This is a genomic window from Microbacterium sp. MPKO10, assembly GCF_026107415.2.
Lineage (GTDB): Bacteria > Actinomycetota > Actinomycetes > Actinomycetales > Microbacteriaceae > Paramicrobacterium.
Map to the genome: position 1 here is coordinate 460,687 of NZ_JAPCHX010000001.1, position 22,744 is coordinate 483,430.

Annotated in this window: 25 protein-coding genes and 1 pseudogene; 14 read left to right on the forward strand and 12 right to left on the reverse strand. The window is 65.2% G+C overall.

Annotation, left to right across the window (positions count from 1 at the left end; genetic code table 11):
• Positions 1-28 precede the first annotated feature (28 nt).
• From OK352_RS02180 to OK352_RS02190, 3 genes are all read right to left on the reverse strand, one after another.
• The gene (locus OK352_RS02180) at positions 29-1,531 is read right to left on the reverse strand and encodes a peptide MFS transporter (protein ID WP_265139753.1); all 1,503 of its coding nucleotides are present in this window, start codon (positions 1,529-1,531) and stop codon (positions 29-31) included.
• 81 nt (positions 1,532-1,612) lie between these two features.
• Entirely contained in the window at positions 1,613-2,347 is a 735-nt protein-coding gene (locus OK352_RS02185) for a PIG-L deacetylase family protein (protein ID WP_265139754.1), read from the reverse strand.
• Positions 2,344-2,487 carry a hypothetical protein gene (locus tag OK352_RS02190; protein ID WP_265139755.1) on the reverse strand — a complete coding sequence of 48 codons (144 nt, stop codon included), beginning with the start codon at positions 2,485-2,487 and terminating at the stop codon, positions 2,344-2,346. Before OK352_RS02190 ends, OK352_RS02185 begins: the two co-directional genes overlap by 4 nt.
• A gap of 106 nt (positions 2,488-2,593) precedes the next feature.
• Here OK352_RS02190 and OK352_RS02195 point away from each other — a divergent pair, with 106 nt between their 5' ends.
• Positions 2,594-3,472, forward strand: coding sequence for a DNA-formamidopyrimidine glycosylase family protein (locus tag OK352_RS02195; RefSeq protein ID WP_265140255.1), 879 nt, complete (start codon positions 2,594-2,596; stop codon positions 3,470-3,472).
• A gap of 7 nt (positions 3,473-3,479) precedes the next feature.
• Here the strand turns inward: OK352_RS02195 and OK352_RS02200 are convergent, their stop codons facing one another.
• Positions 3,480-4,109 (reverse strand): TetR/AcrR family transcriptional regulator, encoded by a 630-nt coding sequence (locus tag OK352_RS02200; protein WP_265139756.1) that lies wholly within the window; start codon positions 4,107-4,109, stop codon positions 3,480-3,482.
• 104 nt (positions 4,110-4,213) lie between these two features.
• On the opposite strand from OK352_RS02200, the gene OK352_RS02205 reads away from it, so the two are divergent.
• On the forward strand, positions 4,214-4,996 hold the full coding sequence (locus OK352_RS02205) for an SDR family NAD(P)-dependent oxidoreductase (RefSeq protein ID WP_265139757.1): 783 nt from the start codon (positions 4,214-4,216) through the stop codon (positions 4,994-4,996).
• A 32-nt stretch (positions 4,997-5,028) separates the two neighbouring features.
• Here the strand turns inward: OK352_RS02205 and OK352_RS02210 are convergent, their stop codons facing one another.
• The 4 genes from OK352_RS02210 to OK352_RS02225 form a co-directional block, all read right to left on the reverse strand.
• Positions 5,029-6,045 (reverse strand): enoyl-CoA hydratase/isomerase family protein, encoded by a 1,017-nt coding sequence (locus tag OK352_RS02210; RefSeq protein WP_265139758.1) that lies wholly within the window; start codon positions 6,043-6,045, stop codon positions 5,029-5,031.
• Positions 6,046-6,244: 199 nt separating this feature from the next.
• Positions 6,245-7,072, reverse strand: a complete 828-nt coding sequence (locus OK352_RS02215) for an SDR family oxidoreductase (protein WP_265139759.1) — start codon at positions 7,070-7,072, stop codon at positions 6,245-6,247.
• On the reverse strand, positions 7,069-7,899 hold the full coding sequence (locus tag OK352_RS02220) for an enoyl-CoA hydratase/isomerase family protein (RefSeq protein ID WP_265139760.1): 831 nt from the start codon (positions 7,897-7,899) through the stop codon (positions 7,069-7,071). Before OK352_RS02220 ends, OK352_RS02215 begins: the two co-directional genes overlap by 4 nt.
• 9 nt (positions 7,900-7,908) lie before the next feature.
• Positions 7,909-8,667, reverse strand: coding sequence for an SDR family NAD(P)-dependent oxidoreductase (locus OK352_RS02225; RefSeq protein ID WP_265139761.1), 759 nt, complete (start codon positions 8,665-8,667; stop codon positions 7,909-7,911).
• Between the two features lie 446 nt (positions 8,668-9,113).
• On the opposite strand from OK352_RS02225, the gene OK352_RS02230 reads away from it, so the two are divergent.
• Complete coding sequence (locus OK352_RS02230) at positions 9,114-9,704, forward strand: cupin domain-containing protein (RefSeq protein WP_265139762.1); 591 nt, start codon at positions 9,114-9,116, stop codon at positions 9,702-9,704.
• A 34-nt stretch (positions 9,705-9,738) separates the two neighbouring features.
• On the opposite strand, the gene OK352_RS02235 is transcribed toward OK352_RS02230, so the two are convergent.
• Positions 9,739-10,218 (reverse strand): MarR family winged helix-turn-helix transcriptional regulator, encoded by a 480-nt coding sequence (locus OK352_RS02235; RefSeq protein ID WP_265139763.1) that lies wholly within the window; start codon positions 10,216-10,218, stop codon positions 9,739-9,741.
• Positions 10,219-10,346: 128 nt separating this feature from the next.
• Between OK352_RS02235 and OK352_RS02240 the strand changes: the two genes are divergently transcribed.
• From OK352_RS02240 to OK352_RS02255, 5 genes and pseudogenes are all read left to right on the forward strand, one after another.
• A complete protein-coding gene (locus OK352_RS02240) occupies positions 10,347-10,970 on the forward strand; it encodes a TetR/AcrR family transcriptional regulator (RefSeq protein WP_265139764.1) in 624 nt (207 codons plus the stop codon).
• Positions 10,971-11,204: 234 nt separating this feature from the next.
• Positions 11,205-12,122, forward strand: coding sequence for an ABC transporter ATP-binding protein (locus tag OK352_RS02245; protein ID WP_265139765.1), 918 nt, complete (start codon positions 11,205-11,207; stop codon positions 12,120-12,122).
• On the forward strand, positions 12,119-12,853 hold the full coding sequence (locus OK352_RS02250) for an ABC transporter permease (protein WP_265139766.1): 735 nt from the start codon (positions 12,119-12,121) through the stop codon (positions 12,851-12,853). Before OK352_RS02245 ends, OK352_RS02250 begins: the two co-directional genes overlap by 4 nt.
• Before the next feature lie 96 nt (positions 12,854-12,949).
• A pseudogene (locus OK352_RS17680) lies at positions 12,950-13,174 on the forward strand (SDR family NAD(P)-dependent oxidoreductase); the annotation flags it as partial.
• Positions 13,175-13,184: 10 nt separating this feature from the next.
• On the forward strand, positions 13,185-13,697 hold the full coding sequence (locus OK352_RS02255; protein ID WP_265140257.1) for an SDR family NAD(P)-dependent oxidoreductase: 513 nt from the start codon (positions 13,185-13,187) through the stop codon (positions 13,695-13,697).
• Between the two features lie 11 nt (positions 13,698-13,708).
• Here OK352_RS02255 and OK352_RS02260 read toward each other — a convergent pair whose 3' ends face one another.
• Positions 13,709-14,236, reverse strand: a complete 528-nt coding sequence (locus OK352_RS02260; RefSeq protein WP_265139767.1) for an RES family NAD+ phosphorylase — start codon at positions 14,234-14,236, stop codon at positions 13,709-13,711.
• A gap of 189 nt (positions 14,237-14,425) precedes the next feature.
• On the opposite strand from OK352_RS02260, the gene OK352_RS02265 reads away from it, so the two are divergent.
• Positions 14,426-14,719, forward strand: coding sequence for a DUF6412 domain-containing protein (locus OK352_RS02265; protein ID WP_265139768.1), 294 nt, complete (start codon positions 14,426-14,428; stop codon positions 14,717-14,719).
• A 123-nt stretch (positions 14,720-14,842) separates the two neighbouring features.
• Positions 14,843-15,661: a YidC/Oxa1 family membrane protein insertase gene (locus tag OK352_RS02270; protein ID WP_265139769.1), complete on the forward strand. Its 819-nt coding sequence runs from the start codon at positions 14,843-14,845 to the stop codon at positions 15,659-15,661.
• Positions 15,662-15,915: 254 nt separating this feature from the next.
• On the opposite strand, the gene OK352_RS02275 is transcribed toward OK352_RS02270, so the two are convergent.
• Entirely contained in the window at positions 15,916-16,641 is a 726-nt protein-coding gene (locus OK352_RS02275) for a GntR family transcriptional regulator (RefSeq protein WP_265139770.1), read from the reverse strand.
• 59 nt (positions 16,642-16,700) lie between these two features.
• Between OK352_RS02275 and OK352_RS02280 the strand changes: the two genes are divergently transcribed.
• A complete protein-coding gene (locus OK352_RS02280) occupies positions 16,701-19,205 on the forward strand; it encodes a GcvT family protein (RefSeq protein ID WP_265139771.1) in 2,505 nt (834 codons plus the stop codon).
• An 11-nt stretch (positions 19,206-19,216) separates the two neighbouring features.
• Entirely contained in the window at positions 19,217-19,666 is a 450-nt protein-coding gene (locus tag OK352_RS02285; protein WP_265139772.1) for a cyclodeaminase/cyclohydrolase family protein, read from the forward strand.
• Positions 19,667-19,708: 42 nt separating this feature from the next.
• Here OK352_RS02285 and OK352_RS02290 read toward each other — a convergent pair whose 3' ends face one another.
• Positions 19,709-20,485 carry an IclR family transcriptional regulator gene (locus OK352_RS02290; protein ID WP_265139773.1) on the reverse strand — a complete coding sequence of 259 codons (777 nt, stop codon included), beginning with the start codon at positions 20,483-20,485 and terminating at the stop codon, positions 19,709-19,711.
• A 224-nt stretch (positions 20,486-20,709) separates the two neighbouring features.
• Between OK352_RS02290 and OK352_RS02295 the strand changes: the two genes are divergently transcribed.
• Both OK352_RS02295 and OK352_RS02300 read left to right on the forward strand, forming a co-directional pair.
• The gene (locus tag OK352_RS02295) at positions 20,710-21,846 is read left to right on the forward strand and encodes a glycine cleavage T C-terminal barrel domain-containing protein (protein ID WP_265139774.1); all 1,137 of its coding nucleotides are present in this window, start codon (positions 20,710-20,712) and stop codon (positions 21,844-21,846) included.
• A gap of 1 nt (position 21,847) precedes the next feature.
• Positions 21,848-22,741, forward strand: a complete 894-nt coding sequence (locus OK352_RS02300; protein WP_265139775.1) for a methylenetetrahydrofolate reductase — start codon at positions 21,848-21,850, stop codon at positions 22,739-22,741.
• Positions 22,742-22,744: the final 3 nt, after the last annotated feature.

Below are 22,744 nucleotides of genomic sequence, written 5' to 3' on the forward strand. Positions count from 1 at the left end.
TCGTTCGACTGGCTTGCGTGGTCTTCGATCAGCGCACGCCACGCATGAGGCGAAGCACCCACGGCGAGATCGCCACCACGATCAACCCCAACACGATCGCGATGCCGCCGATGATCCCGAAGTACACGCCCTCGGGCAACGACGTATAGAGACCAGCGAGCTCACCAGAGACGGCGGAACCCAGCGCGACGGAGAGGAAGAACAGGGCAACCATCTGCGCACGCATCGACCGCGGCGCGAGCTTCGTCGAAACCGACAGCCCAACCGGCGACAACAGCAGCTCGGCAATCGTGAACGTGAAGAGAATGAGAACGATGGCCAGAAGCGGTGTCGTGGGCCCTTCTCCTCCGGACCAGATGAGGAAGATCAAGAAGGCGACTCCGACACCGGCAGTGCCCAGCCCGAACTTCACGGGCGTCACGGGCTGACACTGACCCCACTTAGTCCACAGCGCCGCAAAGGCGCCCGAGAGCAGGATGATGAACACCGGGTTGATCGACTGCACCCAGGTCGGCGGAATCGACCAGCCGAAGAGCGTCAGATCCAGACGCTGTTCGGCGTAGATCGGAATCACTGTGAACTGCTGCTGATACAGCGACCAGAAGGCACTCGAGGCGAGGAAGAGCGGAATGAAGGCGAAGACACGGTGACGCTCTGTCGCATCCAGTTTGCGGCTCGTGAGCAGCACCGCGAAATAGGCGATCGCCGCGAACACCGTCACCGCGATCACGATTCCGGGCAGATTGTCGGCGCGAATCAGGCCGACGAGGCACAGAACGACGATGACCACGGCGGCCACGGCAGCGACAGATGCCCAGATGAGCCGCCCCACTCCCGAGAGCGGGTTTGGCACCTCGCGTGCGCTTGCGGGAAGACCACGGCGGCCGATCGAGTACTGAATGAGCCCAAGAACCATGCCGACGGCGGCCGCGCCGAAGCCAATGTGAAAGCCGACGCTCGACTGCAGGGCACCGGTCACGATCGGACCGACGAATGAGCCGAGGTTGATTCCAAGGTAGAACAGTGAGAACCCAGCATCCCGCCGTGTGTCGTCTCGGGAATACAGCGTGCCGACCACGCTTGTGGCGTTGGCCTTGAGGCCGCCGCTTCCGAGAGCGACGAGGATCAGCCCGACACCCACTCCGATGAACCCCGGCAGAAGCGCGAGCGCGAGGTGGCCGCAGACGATGATGATCGCGCTCGAGAACAGCACGCGCTCTGAGCCGAAGACACGGTCCGCGAGCCAGGCGCCGAGAACAGTCGACAGATAGACTCCGCCTCCGTACGCGCCGACGATTCCAGCCGCCGCTGCCTGCGGCATCCCCAGGCCACCGTCGGCGACGGAGAAGTACAGGTAGTAGATGAGGATGCCCTGCATCCCGTAGAACGAGAAGCGCTCCCACATCTCCACACCGAAAATATGGGCGAGTGCGCGCGGCTGGCCGAAGAATGTGCGCGTGGGCGTCGAGGCGCCGCCGTCCGGGGAATGGTCAGATGAGGGCGTGTCAGTCGGAGTATCGCCGGAAGCCATGGCTGCCAGCCTAAGCAGTGAGAATGAATGCGAGGTTCATGGTTGCCGAGTGCGACGTGCTCGGGCATCCAGGACACTCTGCTACATCGCGTAGAGATCGAAGCGCACGTGGCGCTCCACAGCATCCGCCCCGCCAGTAATCCCGAGCACCTGGCGCCGTGCCTGCTCGAGCACGGGATCATCGCTGAGCGCAGCGAGGTACTGAGCATGCTCGGCGAGCGACGCGATCGCGGCATCCACTCCCCCGGAGACCTCGACGGCGTGCGTTCCCGACGGGCTGTTCACGGCGATCGCCGTCACACCCGACCACGGCTCGAGGCCGTCGTCCGCGAGGTCGCGAAAGATCCACTCGTTCGCGGCGTCGGCTACGGCATCCATGACGGCGAGGCCGAACGCACGGTGGTCGGCGCTGTTCCAGGCACCCGGAAACCAGGTCTCGTGGAAGTTCATGGTGACGACGAGTTCTGGCCGGTGCCGCCGGATGGCCGCGGCAATATCGTGGCGGAGCATGGGTGAATACTCGATCGTGCCGTCGCGGTGCCCGAGAAACTCAAGCTCGCTCACGCCGACATGCGCGATCGCCCGGCGCTGCTCGCCCTCGCGGACGCGCGCAGATTCTTCGGGCAGCATCCCCGCGATGCCGGCTTCGCCGCGCGTGCCGAGGACGTAGCGCACGTCCTTTCCCGCGGCCGTCCACGTGGCAACGGCGGCGCCCACCCCGTATTCGGGATCATCGGGGTGCGCCATGATCACGAGTGCGCGCTGCCAGTCGTCGGGCAGGGGCGTGAGGCCGGATGCTGTCAGAGCGGCGTTCATGTCGCCCCGTGTGTCGGGGCATCCCCGCCGCACGAGTCCGACCCCGAGGTGCGAGCCCCGGAACGGCGGATCGCGGGAATGAAGGCGATCCAAGCGATCGACGCGATAGCGCCGCCCATGATCATCGATGCAGCATCCATGTCTTCACGGTATGACTCCGATCGGATGCTGTCGAGAGCGGGACCCATGCGCTTCAGCGACGGCCGTGAAATGCACGATGCCGGCAGGGTAGCGCATACTGGTGCCGTGCCCGAGTTGCCCGAAGTTCACGCGCTCGTCGGCGATCTGAAGCGCAGGGTCGGCGGGCACACGATCGAGCGATTCGACGTATCCGCAATTTCGGCTCTGAAGACCGTCAGCATCCCCCCATCAGCACTTCACGGTGAAACGGTGGACGCTGTCTCACGGCACGGGAAGTTCCTCGACCTGAGAATGGGGTCGACCCACGTGATCATCCATCTCGCACGCGCCGGGTGGATCAAGTGGCGCGCGTCCGCCCCCAAGGCGTCCACGCGGCCTGGCAAGGGGCCCCTCGCCGCACGACTCGTTCTCGCAGGAGGCGAGAGAGCACCGGCTGGATCAGGGCTCGACATCACCGAGGCGGGGACGAAGAAGAGCCTCGCAATCTCGCTCGTCTCGCAGCCGAATGAGGTTCCCGGCATCGCCCGCCTCGGCCCCGATCCGCTTGATGGTGCATTCACCCTCGAGAGGTTCCAGACGATCCTCACGGAGGCTGGCCGGTCGCGCATCAAGGGCGTGCTGCGGAACCAGTCGCTCATCGCAGGGATCGGGAACGCCTATTCCGACGAAATTCTCCACGCCGCACGAATGTCGCCGTTCAAGCCGGCGGACATGGGCACCGATGATGCAGCGCAGCTCTATGCTGCACTGCGGACGACCCTCGACGACGCCGTGGCCCGCGCCGTCGGCCTCGCGGCCGCGGATCTCAAACGCGAGAAGAAGGCACACCTGCGCGTTCACGGTCGCTTCGGCGAGCCCTGCCCCGTCTGCGGTGACACCATCCGGCAGGTGATCTTCACCGACTCGACTTTTCAGTACTGCCCGACGTGTCAGACCGGAGGCAAAGTGCTCGCCGATCGGGTGCTGTCACGACTCCTGAAATGACGCCACGTCAGAGGTCACGACCGTTCGCAGGCCGGGAGAGAAGACTTTCGAGGTCGTGTTCCGGATTCCCGAGGCCGACGAGTAGCGTCTTCATGACGCGGTACGCGCTCTGAGACGCCGACTCGCTGGCGCGCCGGCGCGCGGACGCCTCGTGGATCAGGGCGAGATAGATGCCTCGGGCCCACTCCGCATCGACGTCGGGCTGCAAAAGCCCGGCATCGCGCGATCGCCGTAAGAGCAGGTCAAGATCGGCGATCGCAGACGGGTCGATGCCGCGGGCGCCCGTGCTGTCGAAATCCACGAGCTGCCACGAGGCTCTCCAATCGACCTTGAGCTCGAGGGTCACCACCGTCAGCTGGTACAGAGCGACGAGCGGCGGGGCTGTCGCGACCTCCGCTTTGTCGAGCGCCTCGCGAAGCCGACGGTTGACCGTGGCGACAAGGGCATCGTGCAGGTCGTCGCGCGACACGAAACGTCGGTGCACTGTGGTTCGCGCGACACCGGCGGCACGCGCCACGTCTTCCAGGCTCGCGCGCGGATCAGCAACGAAGACCTTCTCAGCAGCTTCGAGAATGCGCGCGATGGAGTGCTGTGCATCGGCACGAAGTGGACGCTCGGGTTCGAAAGAGGACTGCATTACTCCATACTACGATGCAGCTCTTGACTTAACTGCATCAATTATGTTGCAGTTAATTACTGGCGACCTGCCAGCCGACCAACGCGACAGAAAGAAGACACACGATGGACATGCAGCTCGCAGGCAAGACTGCTCTCGTGACAGGTGCAAGCAAGGGAATGGGACTGGAGATCGTTCGGGTCTTGCGCGAAGAAGGCGTCGCCGTTGCCGCGGCATCCCGCGCCGTGACAGCCGAACTCGCCGAAACCGGTGTTATCACCCTCACCGGAGACCTGTCCGACTCCGAAGCCCCGGCGCGCATCGTGGCAGAAGCGGTCACTGCCCTCGGCGGCCTCGACATTCTGGTCAACAACGTCGGCGGCGGCGCAGCAGCGCCCGGAGCGGGTTTTCTCGATTTCGACGATGCCGCGTGGTCGTCGACGTTCGACCTCAACCTCTACGCGGCGGTCCGCACGACACGCGCGGCACTGCCCGAACTGCTGACCTCTCGCGGAAGCGTCGTGACGATCTCGTCCGACAGCGCCCGTCGCCCTCAGTCAGCGCCGCTGCCGTACGGCGCGGCCAAAGCAGCCCTCAACGCCGTAATGAAAGGACTCTCAGCCGAGTACGGTCCTCAGGGCGTGCGCATCAACACGATCACCCCGTCATCGACGCTGACCGCATTGTGGACAGGCGAGCAGAGCTTTGGTGCGGGGTTGGCCACAGCAATGAACATCAGCAACGAGGAGCTGCTCGCCACGCTTCCGGCGCAGATGGGCATGATCACCGGCCGCTTCATCGAACCCCGAGAAATTGCGACTGCCGTCGCCTATCTCGCCTCGCCGCTTGCCGATAGCGTTCACGGCGCGAACTGGATTATCGACGCGGGGGTTTCGGAGACCGTCTGACAGACTCCGGGTACCCCGCAGCACGGTGAATGCTACGCGATGACCTGCGCGATTTCGGTCGCGTCGACATCGGCGAGCGCGGCCGGATTCCACCGCGGGGCGTTGTCTTTGTCAACGACACGCGCACGGATGCCCTCGACGAGGTCCGGGCGGTCGAGCAGCCACGACGATGTGCGGTACTCCTGATCGAGCACGTCGCCCAAGTGGTCGCGCTGTCGCGACCGCCGCACGCCAAGAAGCGTCGCCACGAGACTCGTCGGGCACAGCTCGGCGAGTTCCGCGGATGCTGCGCGCGCAGCATCCGCCCCCTGGGCCTCGAGCCGATCGATGATCTCGGGCACCGACTCGGCGCTGTAGCAGCCATCGATCCAGTCACGGTCGGAGGCGAGCGGCGCCGGGCCGGGATCGACCTCGAACCGCGCCACTGTCTCACGCGGATCTTCACCCTCCAGAAGAGCATCGCGCAGCTCGGCCAGACGGTCGCTCGGCACGACGTGGTCCGCGAAGCCGCACCACACAGCATCCGCGCCCGTCATCGTCGCCGCGTTGAGACCGAGGTAAGTGCCGACCTCGCCTGGCGCACGCGACAGAAACCATGTTCCGCCGATGTCCGGTGCCAGGCCGATGCGCGTTTCGGGCATCGCGACCTTCGAACGCTCGGTCACGATGCGGATGCTGCCGTGCGAGGCCACGCCGACACCACCGCCCATCGTGACGCCGTCCATGAGGGCGATGTAGGGCTTCGGGTAGTTCGCGATGACCGCGCAGAGTGTGTATTCGTCGCGCCAGAAGTCTCGCGTGTCGTTGGGGCGATCGGCGAGCACGTTCTCGCGGAGCCCGCGGATGTCGCCGCCCGCGCACAGGCCCCGGTCGCCCGCCCCGTCGATCATCACGACGTGCACCCGCGGATCGGTGCGCCAGTGGCCGAGGGCGTCGCGAATCCCCGTGATCATGCGGTGGGTGACCGCGTTGATCGCCCGAGGTCGATTGAGTGTGAGATGCCCGACCCCGTTTGTGACGCGGGCCAGCAGCTGCGGTTCGTCGCTCATGGTTCCACGCTACTCGGGCTGCGACGCCAACGGCGTATGTGCTCGGCTGCCCGAATTCAGGTGTCGATTCTGGCGATTATTCGGCAGTTGAAGCGCCAACTGTGACATCTGAACGCGGTATACCCGATACGGAACGCGTCACACACAATGCTCCGAGTCAGCAGCCCGGCGAAATTAACGGGGTTGTGACAAGCCAGCGTCAGAGGAAGATGTCGGGGAACAGCTCCGACTCGTCGACCCCCGGCGAATACCGCGCCAGATCGGTGACGCCGGCCTCCGCAAGCACGTCCTCGACGATCAGCGACTGCGCCGTGTACTCGCGCGCGGGCTTGATGAGCACCTCGTGCGCAGCATCCGCGTAGATTTCGGGCGTCCGACTGCGCTCAAGCATCGCGTCGCCGCCGAGGATGTTCCCGACCGCTGCCGTCTTGATAGTGGTGCGCGGCCAGAGCGTGTTGGCGGCGATGCCGTCGCGCGCGAACTCGGCGGCCATGCCCAGCGTCGCCATGCTCATGCCGTACTTCGCCAGGGTGTACCCGGTGTGAGCGCCGAGCCACTTCGGGTCGAGGTTGATGGGCGGGCTGAGCGACAGGATGTGCGGGTTTGACGCATCACGCAGGTGCGGGATCGCCGCGCGCGACAGCATGAAGGTGCCGCGCACGTTGACGTCCTGCATGAGGTCGTAGCGCTTGGGCTCGAGGTCGAGCGTGCGCGAGAGGTTGAGCACGCTCGCGTTGTTGACGACGATGTCGATCCCGCCGAACTCCCCGACGGTCTCGGTGACAGCGCGCACCACGTCGTCGTCGCTGCGCACGTCGCCCACGATCGCGATCGCGCGCCCACCGACATCCCGAATCTGCTCGGCTGCGGTGTGCACCGTCCCCTCCAGCTTGGGATGCGGCGTGTCTGTCTTCGCCAGAATCGCAACGTTGGCGCCGTCGCGGGCGGCGCGCAGGGCGATCGCAAGGCCGATGCCGCGGCTGCCGCCGGACATCAGGATGGTCTTTCCGGCAAGGGTGTCAGTCATTGTGCCTCCTGGGCAGCGGTGTTCTCGGGGTTTTCGGGGGTGGATGCTGTCGCCCGACGCGACGATCGCGCGGCAAACGCGGCAATGCGCGCAGCGGCCTCCGGCGTCTCGAACGCCGCGCCGATTGTGCGCGCCTCGTCATCGAGGGCGTCTTGGTAGCTGCGCGGCGCGACGGTGCCGGCCCGGATGAGTCGCTTCGCCTGGCCGAACGCTGCTGCGGCACCCTCGACCCACGATGCTGCGATCTCTCGGGCGTGCGTGCTGAGCGCAGCATCCGTTGTGACCTCATTGACGAGCCCCCAACCGAGCGCGTCCTGCGCACTCAGTCGGCGCGACGTGAGCGTCAGCTCGAGCGCACGGCGCGCACCGATCGCCTCGGGGAGCAGAGTGCTGACGCCGCAGTCGGGGGTTAAGCCGATGTCGGCGTACTTTGAGGTGAAGGTCGCGGCCTCGCCTGCGACGATGTAGTCGGCGGTGAGCATGAAGCCCAGGCCGCCACCGGCGACAGCACCCTGCACGGCGGCGACGATCGGCTTCGGCATCGTCGAGAATGTGGCGTGGCCTGTGTGAATCACGTCGGCGAGCCCTGCGATCGTGCTGCCGCCCTCAGCGAAGCCCGCCATCGCGGCAACGTCGCCACCGGCGCAGAACGCGGGCCCCGCGGCGTCAAGCAGCACAGCGGCGATGTCGTCACGCTCGGCGATCTCGGCAGCCAGGTCGCGCCAGCGGTAAGCCGCCTCATCGTTGATCGCGTTGAGTCGCGTCGGCCGGTTGAGGGTGACGTGGGCGATGCCGCCGTCGACCTCGAACAGGATGCTGTCAGACATCGTTCTCCTTTACTTAGGGGCCATGCGGATGGCGCCGTCGAGGCGGATCGTCTCGCCGTTGAGGTAGCCGTTGTCGACGATGTGCTCGACGAGCCGGGCATATTCAACGGGCCGGCCGAGCCGAGAGGGGAACGGCACCTGCTGCCCGAGCGACTCCTGCGCGGGCTGCGGCAGGCCGGCAAGCATCGGCGTCTCCATGATTCCGGGGGCGATGGTCATGACCCGGATGCCGTAACGGGCGAGCTCCCGGGCAATCGGCAGCGTCATCGAGTGCACGCCGCCCTTCGACGCGGCATACGCCGGCTGCCCGATCTGCCCGTCGAATGCCGCCACAGAGGCCGTGCTCACGATGACGCCGCGCGAACCGTCGTCATCGGCATCCGTCTCGGCCATCGCGGCGGCCGCCAGCCGAATCACGTTGAACGTGCCGATCAGGTTGACGTTCACGATCTTCGCGAAGGCATCGAGTTCGAGCGGCCCGTTCTTGCCGAGCACTTTCGCGGGCGGAGCGATGCCGGCGCAGTTGACGACGGTGCGCAGCGGGCCGAGCGCCGTTGCGGCATCCACGGCTTTCTGCACCTGTTCGGGGTTCGTCACGTCGGCGGCGACGAACTCCCCCTCGAGGGCCCGGGCCGTCTCTTTGCCGTCTGAAGACTCGAGGTCGACGATCACGACCTTGATTCCGCGGGATGACAGCCGCCTGGCCGTGGCATTGCCCAGTCCGGATGCCCCTCCCGTCACGAGTGCCGTTGTGCCGTCAAGCGTCATTGCCTACCTCCAAGCGTCGCAGCCGGTTACGGTGCGAGCCTATGCCGGGCGGCTGTGTGCTTCCACCTGTTGTCGCGAGATGACCGGATGCTGTCGCCCTGACGGCGCGCGCATTGTCGACGCCCTACAACCCCACGCCGGGAGCGCGCCGCCGCTCGTTCCCGTCGCGCCCCAACTCCACGCCGGGCGCTCCGCCGCCGCGATTCGGTCCCGCCGCGCGCCGCGCAGTCTCGCGTTCGACCCGCTGCATTCACCTCGTGCCTCGTCGTGCTCGCACCTCACGCATCGCCTTGTCCTCAAAGATGTCGCCGATTCTCGATGAATCGGGAACAACTGCCGCAAAGTACTTGTTCGGCTAACTAAACCCTCTTCGCGGGAAATGCTTGAACTGACACATACGCCGTTAGACGCGAGAGACAAAACGTACACACGAAAGGAAAGAAACCATGTCACAGTCCAGCGACCGGATGCCGAAAGCGGCAGACGGTCTTTCACGCTCCGGAGCATCTCCGTCACTCCACACCGCGGATGTCGTTGGCCCCGACGATCCGTCACGCGAGCTGTCAGTGCGTCGGCCGAACACCGACGACACGCTGCCTCACTACGGAGTGGTGGGCGACAACTACACGATTCTGTTAACCGGCGCCGACACAAACGGCAGGTACGCGCTGATCGATATGAATGTACCCGCCGGAGGAGGCCCGCCTCCGCACCGGCACGACTTCGAGGAGATGTTCCACGTGACCGAGGGAGAGATCGAGGTGACGTTCCGCGGGCACACGACTGTCGTGCAGGCTGGCGAGACGGTGAACATTCCCGCACGAGCGCCGCACTTCTTCCGGAACGCCTCCGAGCACAACGCACGAATGCTCGGCATGGTCACGCCGCCCGGTCTCGATGAGTACTTCTCGCTCTTCGGGACTCCGCTGCCGGGCCGCATGGCGATCGCGGATCTCACTGACGACGAAAAGCAGGAGTCCATGGCCGCAGCGATACAGCTCGGCCCCCGCTTCGCGATCGACAACATGACCGACTGACCATACAGGCCACGAAGCAGCAAAAGTGACGCGGTCAGTTCCCCGCCCCAGCGGGGGACTCGACCGCCGTCAGGTTGCCCTCAAGACCCTCGAGCGCATCAAGAACGTCGGCTTTGCGAGGGCAATCCCACTCACCGACCGTCAGCTCTTCCAACTGCGCCCAGATGCGTTCGACGCTGCGCTTGAGCGGCACGCTGGCCTGCGTGGCCTCGATGATCGTCGAGCGACGGTCCGAGGGACTCGGCACGCGGCGCACGAAGCCGGCACGCTCCAGCCGCCGGACGGTGCGCGTCATCGTGGGGGCATCCGAGTCCAGTGAGCGCACGAGGTCGACCTGACGTTGCGGCCCCTCGTCCCAGAGCTTCATCATGAGCAGCTCTTGGCCCGGGTGCAGGCCCACCTCGCGCAGCAGCTGACCGGCGAGAGCCTTGTGCAGTCGTGCGACGCGAAAGATGGCGTGGCTGACGGGCCCCAGAGACGACACCGGCTGCGACGATGGCTTTTCGGTGGCCACGGTATCCTCCGACGAAACATCACGTCGTGGGCAAAACCCCGCGACTAGTTGTGCAGGCAATAATACCTTGGTCCCTCTACGCCGATGAGCGAGTCGCAGGTCTGCTGTGGGCGCGTAGGCTGTTGCCTGTGGCCGAGTCACCGTCGAAACCTCGCCGAGGGCGCCCGCGCAAGACCCAGCGCGGCGACACCCGTGCAAGAATCGCGGATGCTGCTGCCGCAGAGTTCGCCGAGAAGGGCTACGAAACAGCATCCGTGCGCGCAATCGCCCGCCGCGCGGAGGTCGACTCTGCGCTCGTGCATCATTACTTCGACACGAAGGCCGCGCTCTTCGCCGAAGTCGTGAAGTTGCCGGTGCGTCCAGACCGCATCGTGAAGCAGGCTCTTGACGCTCCGCTCGAACGCCTGGGCGAGTCTCTGGTGCGCACGGTACTCTCGGCGTGGGAAGACCCGAAGGTGAAGCCCATTGGGGTCACCGTGCTCCGCTCTGCGATCAGCGGCTCGGCCACAGGCGGGCTGATTCGGCAGTTTCTGCTTCGAGAGTTGATGAGCGCTATTGCGTCGAGGCTCGAGAGCTCCGGAGTCCCGGCGTCAGAAGCCACGGTACGTGCCGAATTGGTGCTCACACAGATCGCTGGGGTCCTCATTCTGCGACATGTCGTGGGCGCCGATCCTCTCGCATCGCTTCCCGTCGACGCTGTGATTGCGCGCGTGGCTCCCGCGGTGCAGCTGCACATTGACGGCCTCGAGTAAACCACCCCGGCACAGACCACCACGCGCGAACTCGAGAGCTTCCGGAGGGCGCCGCAACCGGTCATCCATTCGGAGTTGCCCCGACTGTAACGGCGTGTCCCCGCCAACACGCCGGAACGGACTCACGATCTCCGAATGCTTGAACACAACGACGACGCGTGATGGCGTCGCACACACGGCGTGAGGCAGCACACTGCTTGACGCACAACCCCACAGAGGCGTTTAATTCATCACATGGTGAATAATGCGATTGAGGCACGCGGTCTGACTGTCCGTCGGGGCCGCACAACGGTGCTCGACGGCCTCGACCTCACGGTGCCGCGGGGCGCGATCGTCGGTCTGCTCGGCCCCAGTGGGAGCGGAAAGACGACGCTCATGCGCGCCATCGTCGGCGTGCAGATCGTGCGCGGAGGAGAGATCACCGTGCTCGGCGAGCGCGCGGGCTCGGCACCATTGCGTCAGCGCGTCGGTTACATGACACAGCAAGCGAGTATTTACGACGACCTCACAGTGCGCCAGAACCTGCGATATTTCGCGCGTGTGCAGGGCGCACCAGCATCCGATATCGATCGCGTGATTGAACGCACAGACCTCACCGGGCAATCCGACCAGCTCGCCCGGACACTCTCCGGCGGCCAGGCCAACCGCGTCTCGCTGGCTGCGGCGATGCTCGGCTCCCCCGACCTGCTCGTGCTCGACGAGCCGACGGTCGGACTCGACCCTGTGCTGCGCGCCGACCTCTGGGCGATCTTTCGTCGCATCACTGACGACGGCGCAACGTTGCTTGTCTCGAGCCACGTCATGGATGAAGCGACGCGCTGCGACCGCCTCCTGCTTATGCGAGGCGGCGACATCATTGGCGACACCACGCCGAGCGAACTGCTCGAAAGCACCGGGGCGACGTCGGCCGAAGATGCATTCTTGCGCGTGATCGAAGCCAGCGAAAAGATGCCGGATGCTGCTGGGCAGCCTGCAGCATCCGGCAACTCTCGAGACGACAACGCACCGCCTCACGCCTCGCACCCCGACGCCCAGAGTCCGGACAGCCGACGAACAGGCCAGCGCCTATCAGAACCCGCGGGGCCAGCGGAGCCCGCCAAAGCAGACAAACCTCACGGCCGCCACGGACGCCACGCGGGAGGTGCACAATGAACCCGATGCGAACGCTCGCCACCGCGGGCCGCGTGCTGATGCAAATCCGCCACGACCCGCGCACGATTGGCCTTCTGCTCATTGTGCCGAGCCTGCTGATCGGTCTCGTCGCCTGGATCTTCGACGAGACGCCCGTCTTCGCCGATATCGGCCCCGCGATGCTCGCGTTGTTTCCGTTCATCGTGATGTTTCTCGTGACAAGCATCGGCACTCTCCGCGAGCGGCGAAGCGGCACACTCGAGCGCCTGCTGTCGATGCCGCTCGGCCGCGGAGACTTCATCCTCGGCTACACTCTCGCGTTCGGGCTGCTCGCCGTCGCGCAGACAGCCATCGCCGTCGCGTATGCGACGTGGGTGTGCGGACTCGAGATCGAGGGGTCGATCGGGATGCTGTTCGTCGTCGCCATCGCTGATGCACTGCTCGGCACGGCGCTCGGCCTACTGGCCAGCGCGTTCGCCCGCACAGAGTTTCAGGTTGTGCAGTTCATGCCCGTCTTCGTGTTTCCGCAGATCCTTCTCGGCGGCATCTTCCTGCCGCGCGATCAGCTGCCCGATGTGCTCGAGGTGGTCGGCGACTGGCTTCCGCTGTCGCATGCGATCGACGCACTCACCGCCGTATCGACGGGCGACGAAGACGCGGGCTACGTCTGGTTGCGCATTCTATTCATCGCCTGCTGGATCATCGGCGCCATCGTTATCGGCTCGCTAACATTGCGCCGTCGTACGCCATAGCGTCAGCGAACACACAGCGAGGCAACGCGCACAGGGCAAACTGGGTGACCGCAGCTAATGTCGAAGCAGCGACAGCACAATGCGAGGCGAGAAATCATGACAGTAGAAGAACCCGTAGCTCTTATCACCGCGAGTGGCGCTGGAATCGGCGAAGCGATTGCGCGACGATTGGCAGCAGATGGGATGCGCGTTGTCGTCTCTGACGTCGATGATCACTCAGGGCGCGCCGTTGCCGACGACATCAATTCCTCGGGCGGTCAGGCGCTTTATGTGCACACCGATGTCTCTGATGAAGACGAGGTAGCGGCGCTCATCGCCACAACAATCGAGCATTTCGGGGCGGCTCGACTTCGCTGTCAACAACGCAGGGCTCGGAGCCATGCCCAAGCGGCTGTCAGAGGTCACCGCTACGGAGTGGGATCGCGCAATCAACGTCACCCTCCGCGGAACATGGCTCTCGATGAAAGCTGGGCTCACTCATTTTCTCGCGAATGGCGGAGGTTCTATTGTGAACATCGCCTCGATCGCCGGGCTTCAGCCGACACCTCAGCTGACGCCATACGGCGCGAGCAAACACGGAGTGGTCTCGCTCACGCACAGTGCTGCGTCCGAGTACGCCGCAGATGGCATTCGGATCAATGCGGTAGCGCCGGGGCCCATTGAGACAGCATCCTTGGCGTCTCTTCCCGATTCAGCGCGGGAGAGGTATGCCAGCGACGTTCCCATGAAGCGTCTCGGGCGCCCGTCTGAGATCGCGGCGGCTGCGGCGTGGTTGCTGTCAGATGAAGCGTCGTTCATCACCGGCGTCGTTCTGCCCGTCGATGGCGGAACTCTCAGCGCCTAAGCCCTTCGACCTCAGTGCACTCGCACGGTCGGGAGACCTGGCGCGTTCCAGCCGAAGAGCGTCAGATGCCAGAGCCCGGGCCGTTTGCGCGACGGATCGATCAGGCCGTTGGCTCCCGCCGCAACGAGCGCATCGCGCACGCGCCACGAGGGCGGTGTACGCCCCGCGGCGACGTCGGCTTGCCAGTCCGCAGCGGCACGCCTGGGGTTGATACCGAGGGATGCCGCCGCAGCAGCATCCCGAAGGTCGACAATGTTCGACGCGGCGACGTCGAATCCCACAACCTCGAGCTCCCGTGCACGGCTCGCCGCATGGGCGATCATGGCTGCAGCGACTCCCTCTTTCGACGAGCTGAGATACAGCGTCGGCTGATCTGCCCGGGAATATCGCCCGGCGCTACGCGAACCGGCAAGTGCGTCACCTCGGTGCAGCGGATCGATCGCTCGCCAGAATATGCCTCGCACGCTGCAGAATCCGTCGGCGCCCTTCTGGACGACCGGGCCTGACGATGAACCTGCAGGATCTGAGGATCGGTCCACGTTGATCCCCTTCCTCCTTCGCGCCGACGCATCGGCACTCATGCTCGCCGCCGCGGTTTCTGCCAGTTCGGCGCCGATCTACTCATACATGTCGTCGCCGTCACTCAGCTTGCCAGACGACGCCCACACACGGGTGGTACTCTGACCGCGTTCCCATCTGAGGCCCACGCCTTCGACCCCGAGGTCACCATGCTGCAGTACATCGAATTTCTCGCGCGGTTCTTCACCGCCGCGTTCGAGCTGTCTGCTGCCGACCACACGCTGTGGGAACTCGCGCTCGTCGCTGCCATCGGGCTTGCTGGCACCGCCGTCGTTGTCACCGCGCGCACGAGCTTCGCTCCTGCGGTCACAGCGGGAACGCCGCGCACCAGCAGCATCCTGCCACCGCGCGACACCTCACGCATGCTCGCACAGAGCGCACCGGATGCTGCCGGCAAACCGCGCCCGCGAGCTCCGGGTCTGGTCACCGCGACCGTCGCCTAACGCGCCGCAGCATATCTGCGTGCCACCGCGTTCTGTATCGCCACGCTGCGCCCTGCGCACGACGCTGGCCACAGCATCCGCCGACGGTCACACGGTACCCACCCGACTCGTCGAAAGTGACACATGAACATCTACGAATTCGCGCCCATCGCGTGGCTCATCAACATCGCCCACACCGTCCTCACATTCCTGAGCGACCTCATCGAACCCGTCGTCGGCGGAGCCAGCGCGGCTCTTGCCGTCATGCTGCTCACGATCATCGTGCGCGCATGCCTCATTCCGGTCGGCCGTTCGCAGGTCAAGGCGCAGATCGATAGACAGCGCATCGCCCCGCAGCTGCAGGCGCTGCAGAAGAAGTACAAGAAGAAGCCCGAGGTGCTGCAGCGCAAGACCATGGAGCTGTACCAGAAAGAGAAGGTCTCGCCGATGGCGGGCTGCCTGCCGATGCTGGCGCAGATGCCCGTGCTCATGGCCGTGTACGGGCTCTTCCTCGTGCCGACCATCGGCGGCGAATCGAACGATTTGCTGACGCATTCGTTCTTCGGCACTCAGCTCGGCGACAGCCTCGTGCTGCAGATTCAGTCCGGCTCGGTGACGGTCACCTCGGGAATCATGTACGCAATCATCGTTGTCATCATCGCCGTTGTGGCGCAGGCCTCGCGCAAGATCCTGATGCCGCCGACTCCCGCCCCCACTCAGCGCGCCGAGCCCGCACCGGGAATGCCGCAGATGCCGGATATGACGAAGATCACCAAGGTGCTCAGCTTCATGCCGTTCATGACGGCGATCATCGCCACGTTCGTGCCGCTCGCCGCCGCGCTCTACCTTCTTGTCACGGTGTCATGGACCCTCGGCGAGCGCGTCGTTCTGCGCAAGCTGATGGGTGCCGACAAGCCGTCAGACGGCACGGATGCTGTGGAGGCGAAGCCGAAGGCCGCGTAGCAGCAGCCCCACCCGCGCCTGTGCCGTGTCCCGAGAATCGGGCAGTGGAACGCGCGACTGCGAGCGCACGCGCAGACGCAGGTGCAGGTGCAGGTGCAGGTGCGAGAAGTGTGACGCTGCGGACAAGTTGCCACCGCACACCTGCCGATCTTGTCCGCAACGCCACACTTTCTCTGCAACGGCATCGGAACACAGGAGCCGCAGTCCAGTTCTTGGGGCTCGCACACGCTCGCAACACGACACGAGCGTCGACGTCAGTTCACAAGCACCTGCCGGATTTCGCTCCAGAAGCCGGTCACATGGGCGCGCGCTACGTCCTCTGCCGCATCAGGGTCGCCGTCGATGATCGCGGTCAGTAGACCACGATGCTCGTCAACGGCTTCATCCAGCCTCTGCACCCGCTCGAGGCCGAGGAACCACAGTCGCAAACTCAGAGTGAGATACTCAGTCAAGGTCGACTGAAGGTAGCGGTTGTGGGTGGCACGGTGAACATGTTGGTGCACACGCTGGTCACGCCGGATCAGATCACGCTGGCTCGTGGCCCCCGACTCGAGGCTCGCGCGCAGCGTGGCCATGGCCTCCCGGTCGGCTGCTTCGGCTCGATCGGCAGCCAGCCGCGCCGCCAACGCCTCGAGCGGGACGCGCACTTCTGAAACACGCGCCAGGTCGCGCACGTCCACCGGCGCAACGATGGTCCCGCGCCGCGCGTAAATCTCAATCAGCCCTTCGCCGCCGAGCCGCCTGATCGCCTCTCGCACCGGAGTGCGCCCGAGCGCCAGCTGCGTCATCAGGCCCCGTTCGTCCAATGCCGTACCCGGCTCCAATTGAAGGGTGACGATCAGGTCGCGGATGCGGTAATAGGCGATGTCAGAGAGCGATGTTGCGCGCGCGTCAGGTGGTGGCAGCACAGTCAGAGCGGCCCAGGGTGCCCCCGCCGTCTCTTGCCCGTCAGCCTCGGACTCCAATGTCGCACGAACCATGGCCAATTCCTCCACGCTGATATATCTTGAGAGTATCAGGCGGAGGGCAGGAGGTCGCCATGGCACAGCTGCCAAGTCGAGCGGACGTCGTCGTCATCGGAGCGGGAGTGGTGGGCAACTTCGTCGTCCATCATCTAGCCGATCTGGGGTGGCGCAACATCGTCCAGCTCGACAAAGGACCATTGCCGGACCCGGGCGGGTCCACCGGGCATGCCTCGAACTTCGTATTTCCGGTGGATCATTCCAAGGAGATCACCGACCTTACGGTGGACTCCATGCACCAATACTCCGAGCTTGGTGTGCTCACGCCCTGCGGAGGCATCGAGGTTGCTCGCACTGAGGAACGAGCCCAGGAGTTACGCCGCCGCATGACGTCGGCTCGGTCCTGGGGCATCGAGGCCGAACTGCTCACTCCAGAACAGATCGGTGCCCTGGTGCCCTATTGCAATACCGACCTGCTGATCTCCGGCTTCCACACCCCCACGGGAGCGATCGTGGACCCGGTACACGCGGGAGCACTTGTGCGCGACGACGCCGAGCGGCGTGGAGCGCTCACGGTCTGCGCCGAAACCGAGGTTCTCGATCTCGACGTTTCCGCCGGACGCATAACCGGCGTCGTCACGGATCATGGGAGCATCGAAACCGAGATCGTTGTCGTGGCCTGTGGGGTGTGGAGCCCGAAGGTCGCCGCGCTCGCCGGTGCGCGCATTCCCTTGAGCCCGGCCGTGCATCAGATGGTCGACGTCGGCCCGATCCCGGAGCTCGAACAGAGCGGTGACTGGATCAGCTTCCCCCTTGTCAGGGACATGGACTGCTTGATGTACGAACGCCAACGTGGGTCAAGCCTGGAGATCGGCTCCTATGCTCACCGTCCGATGCTGCACAGCCCGGGGGAGATTCCACCGGTCGGGGTGCCTGGTCAAGACAGCCCGACCAGCTTCCCGTTCACGGCAGACGACTTCGCCCCGCAGCTGCGACACGCGCAGGAGCTCTTCCCCGAGCTGCTCGGCGGAGCGACACCACAACCGCACAAGGCGCTGAACGGCCTGCTCTCACTCACCCCCGACGGCGGCCCGCTTCTCGGAGAGACCCCCGAGGTCGCCGGGCTGTGGTCAGCGGCAGCAGTCTGGATCAAGGAAGCACCCAGCGTCGGTCGCATGATCGCGCAATGGCTCACCGACGGCACGACCGAGATCGACCTGCACGCGGCAGATATCTCTCGGTTCTACCCGTACGCTCGGACAGACGCCCATGTGAAAGCGCGAACCGCGGAGGGCTTCCCGAAGATCTACGGCATTACCCATCCACGAGAGCAGTGGCTGAGCAACCGGCCCATACGCACGAGCCCCTTCCATCCCCGCACCACCTCCCTCGGGGCGGTGTACTTCGAGGCGGGCGGCTGGGAGCGGCCCCAGTGGTACGACTCGAATGCGAGCCTGCTCGAGGAGTATGCCGGACGGATCCCGCAGCGCAGCGCAGAATGGGATGCCCGGTGGTGGTCGCCGATTATCGAGGCGGAGCACTTGGCCATGAGGGACCGCGTCGCCATGATCGACGTCAGCGCTTTCGCCATATTCGACGTCTCCGGCCCAGGTGCGCTTGGTTTCCTCCAACGACTAGCCGTGGCACAGCTGGATCGCCCCATTGGCCGCACGATTTACACGCCGCTGCTCGCCCCCGATGGAGGCTTCCGAGCGGATCTGACGATCGTCCGCCGCGGCAACGACGACTTCCGAGTGATCACGGGCGGGTCTGATGGCGGCCGCGACCTGGCATGGCTTCGCGCACACCTGCCCTCCGATGGCTCGGTGCAGCTCACCGATATGACCTCGGCCGTGTGCACCGTGGGCGTCTGGGGCCCACGGGCACGCGATCTCATCGCGGCAGTCACCGAGGAGGACGTCAGCGATACCGCCTTCCCCTTCGGCACCGCCCACGAGATGGTACTGGGAGGTCTGCCGGTCGAGATGCTCCGCATTTCCTATGTCGGTGACCTGGGTTGGGAGATCCACGCCCCCGCTGAGTACGGGTTGTCGCTCTGGGATTTGCTCTGGGCCGCGGGGGAGCCTCTCGGCGTGGTTGCCGCCGGAATTGGCGTCTACGGAACCACCGGTCGCCTGGAGAAGGCACACCGTCTGATGGGTGCCGAGTTGACCGGCGAATACGACCCTGTGGAGGCCGGCCTGGCGCTGCCTCGGGTGAAGAGCCCGGACTTCATCGGTAAGACTGCCTATCTCGCGGCCCGCGAAACTGAGCCGGCGGCGACCCTGTGCGCGCTGGCCGTCGCGGACGGCATAGACCGTTTCATGACAGGGCACGAACCCATCCTCACTCGGAATGGCGAGCCGATCGTCGATGCCAAAGGTCGTCGTTCGTTCGTTACCTCAGCCGGCCCCGCTCCGTCTCTGGGCAGGTATCTTCTGCTGGCGTACCTGCCGCCGGAGCAGGCGGTCGAGGGCCGGGAGCTTCTGGTGGAGTACCTCGGTGAGAGGTACCCGGTGTCGGTGCTGACCGTGGGGCGCACCGCACCGTTCGATCCCGACATGACCCGGGTGAAAGCGTAAGTATGACAGATATGGACGATTCGATCAGGATGCTGCTTGAGCAGATGGCGTCCGGGAGTCCGGGCCCATCTGCTGGGTCTGCTGCAGCCCTCGCGACCGCGCTGGGGGCGGCGCTGGCCGCGAAGACCGCCCGGCTCTCCCATCAGCATCTTGACAATGCCAGCGCGTACGCCGACACAGCGGATGCTCTCTGGGAAAGAGCGCTCACACTGGCAGAAGAGGACGCCCGCGGGGTCCGTGCGATGCTGAGCGCGGCTGCAGACGCTCCCGCCGATCCAAGTACGACACCACGGGAGATTGCCGACGTCGCTGTTGCCGTCAGGGAACTCGCCGCCACACTCGCGGGTCAGGGCAACCCACGGCTCCACGCCGACGCTGCTGCGGCCGCGAGCCTTGCTGTCGCCGCGGGCGCGGTCATCGACGGAGTCCTGCGCAGCAATGCCGGCGATACCGGTTTATAAAAGAGAACATGGGCAAGCACCCGCTGCGCCCTGGAGTCATGCTCAGGGCTCTTCGGCGGGCCCCCGATAGCCCATCCGGCGAGAGATGGCCTCGCCCGCTCGAACCACGGTCACCGCGACGTCAGGCAGCCGCTCGGGACTGAGCCGATATGTCGGACCGGCCACACTGATCGCGGCGACCACAGAACCATCGTGCCTTCTAATCGGGGCGGCCACGGCGTTCAGACCCGTTTCCAGCTCCTCGACGGCGCCCGCCCATCCGTTCTGGCGCACGATCTCCAGTTCTCCGCGCACATCAGCCTCCGAGACGAGAGTGTGCTCGGTGAAGCGTTCCAGCGGGAACGCGAGTCGGCTTTCGCACTCGTCATCGTCAAGGTACGCGAGCAACACTTTCCCGCTGGATGTCGCGTGCAGCACGGTTCGCTGACCCACCCAGTTCTGCGTGGCAACCGCGCTCGTCCCCTGGGCCTGACAGACATTGATGGCATCGTCACCGGCGAGCACTGCAACGTTCACTGTCTCGCCAACTTCGTCGGAGAGAGCGTCGCAGACGGGCTGCGCCTGCGTGGAGACATCAAGGCGATAAGCCGTGGCGCCGGCGAGCCGGAGCAACCCGACGCCGAGCCGGACGCGCCGGCTGTCGGACATCCGCTCAACGAGCTCGTGCGCGGACAGCGCGGTGATCAGCCGAGACGCCGTGGAATTATGCACGTCAAGCTCACGCGCGACCTCGGCGACCCCAACCTCCCCGTCACGCGCCAGCATCTCCAGCACCTGAATCGCCCGGTCAACCGACTGCACTGAACCCGTGTCTCGCATGCCGCGTGGCCTCACTCTCTTGGACAGTCCCGATCCATTGTTGCGCTATACGCAAGTATTGCATAATGCGATGCCTAGAGGGGACACTGGAGTACGGGACCACATGGTGGCCGTGGATAAATTCGGAGGCAACGATGTCTGTGAACACCAACCCACAAATGCTCCTTTACCCGCGCATTCGGAAATCCCCGTTCTTTTACGCCTCCCGGCGCCACGGGGTCGCGATGTACAGTGTCTACAATCACACCTACCATCCGCGTCATTACGGTGACCCAGTCGCCGAATACTGGGCGCTCCTGAACGGCGTCACGCTCTGGGACGTCGGTGTCGAACGTCAGGTGGAGATCACCGGCCCAGATGCCTTTGAGTTCACGAATCTTCTTGTCACGCGAGACCTGTCCATGTGCAAGGTGGGCCAGTGCAAGTATGTCTTCCTCACCGATGAATCCGGCGGCATCCTGAATGACCCGGTGCTTCTGCGACTGGGCGAGAACCACTTCTGGCTCTCCCTGGCCGACAGCGACATCATTCTCTGGGCCCGCGGCGTCGCCTATCGCTCCGGGTACAACGTGCAGATCCGTGAGGCTGACGTCGCTCCGGTTCAGGTGCAGGGACCACGCTCGGCCGACGTGATGCGAGAGCTCTTCGGCGATGCCGTGCTCGACATCGGGTACTACTACCTGCACGAGTTCACTCTCGACGGCATCGACGTGATCGTCTCCCGAACCGGATACACGGCAGAGATCGGGTACGAGATTTACGTTCGTGACGCGAGCGTCAACGCAGAACGGGCATGGGACCTGATCTGGCAGGCAGGACAGCCGCACGGGCTCCAGGTGATCGGGCCGTGTCACATCCGGCGGATCGAAGGCGGGATCCTCGCCCACGGGGCCGACATCACCTTCGACACGAATCCATTCGAAGTCGGCATGGGGTATGACTGGATGGTCAGCGTAGACAAGGAAGGCGACTTCATCGGCAAGGAGGCCCTGACCCGAATCCGCGCCGAGGGCCCCACGCGCAAGCTGGCCGGCGTCGAGATCAGCGGCGCACCGCTGGGAAGCTTCAACGATGGCTCAATGATCGACGTTTTCAGCGTCCGTCACGATTCCCGACCGGTCGGCGAAGTCACGTCGGCGTGCTATTCGCCACGACTCGAGAAGAACATCGGTTACGCGATGCTCCCGGTAGAGCTCACGGAGCTCGGTACGCGCGTCCAGGTCGACACCGGGAGCGAGGTAGCTGAGGCTGTCGTCGTGCCCAAGCCGTTCATCGATCCGACGAAGGACCGTCCGAAGCAGAATGTCTATGCCCTCGCCGGGTCAGACACGTCGACCGCGCCCATGCACGGACCGGCGTGACATGAGCACACCTCGCCTTAGCGCTCCCCTGAAGCATGATGCCTTCGAGCCGTTGCGCGAACCACGGTTTGAGGTGATCCCCCTCCCGGGAATCGCGGACGAGATCCATCGCCACCTTCCCGTCGGTGCGACGGTCACGGTGACCGCGTCCCCGCGCCGCGGGCTGGCGCCAACCATCGCACTCGCAACACAGCTCGCGAAGCGGGGCATCCACACCGTGCCACACATTGCCGCACGGTATGTCACCGATACGGTCGAGCTGACCGGTATCGTGCATGACCTCGATGCCGCCGGAGTACGTGAGGTGTTCGTCGTCGGCGGTGACATGCGCGAGCCCGTCGGGGAGTTCGGCAGTGCACTGCAGCTTCTCCAGACCATGCAGAACATTGGGCACCCGTTCGCCGTGGGCATCGCCGGCTACCCAGAGCCTCACCCGCTGATCAGCGACGACGTCATCGTGCGGGCTCTGCACGACAAGCAGCAGTACGCGTCGTACATCGTCAGTCAGATGTCATTCGACGCTCGGGTCGTGCTCGAGTGGGTGACGCAGCTCAGGCACCGCGGCACCACCCTTCCCGTCCGGGTTGGCATCGCCGGACCCGTCGGAATGACTCGCCTGCTGCGGATCGGAGCACGCGTGGGCGTTGGAGATTCGCTGCGGGTCCTGCGCACGCACCGGGGCATGATGCAGCACGTCTCCGGGTCATGGACGCCCGGCCCTCTGCTGGAAGACCTCGCGCCCGCGTTCGCAGATCCCAGCTACGGCCTCATCGGACGACACATCTACACCTTCAATGCACTGGCGCAGACCGCCCAGTGGTGGTACGAAGAGGGCAGCCCTCGCCCCGGCCAAGCGGTCGAGGGCGAACCGGACGATCATCCGTCAGGGGAATGAGGC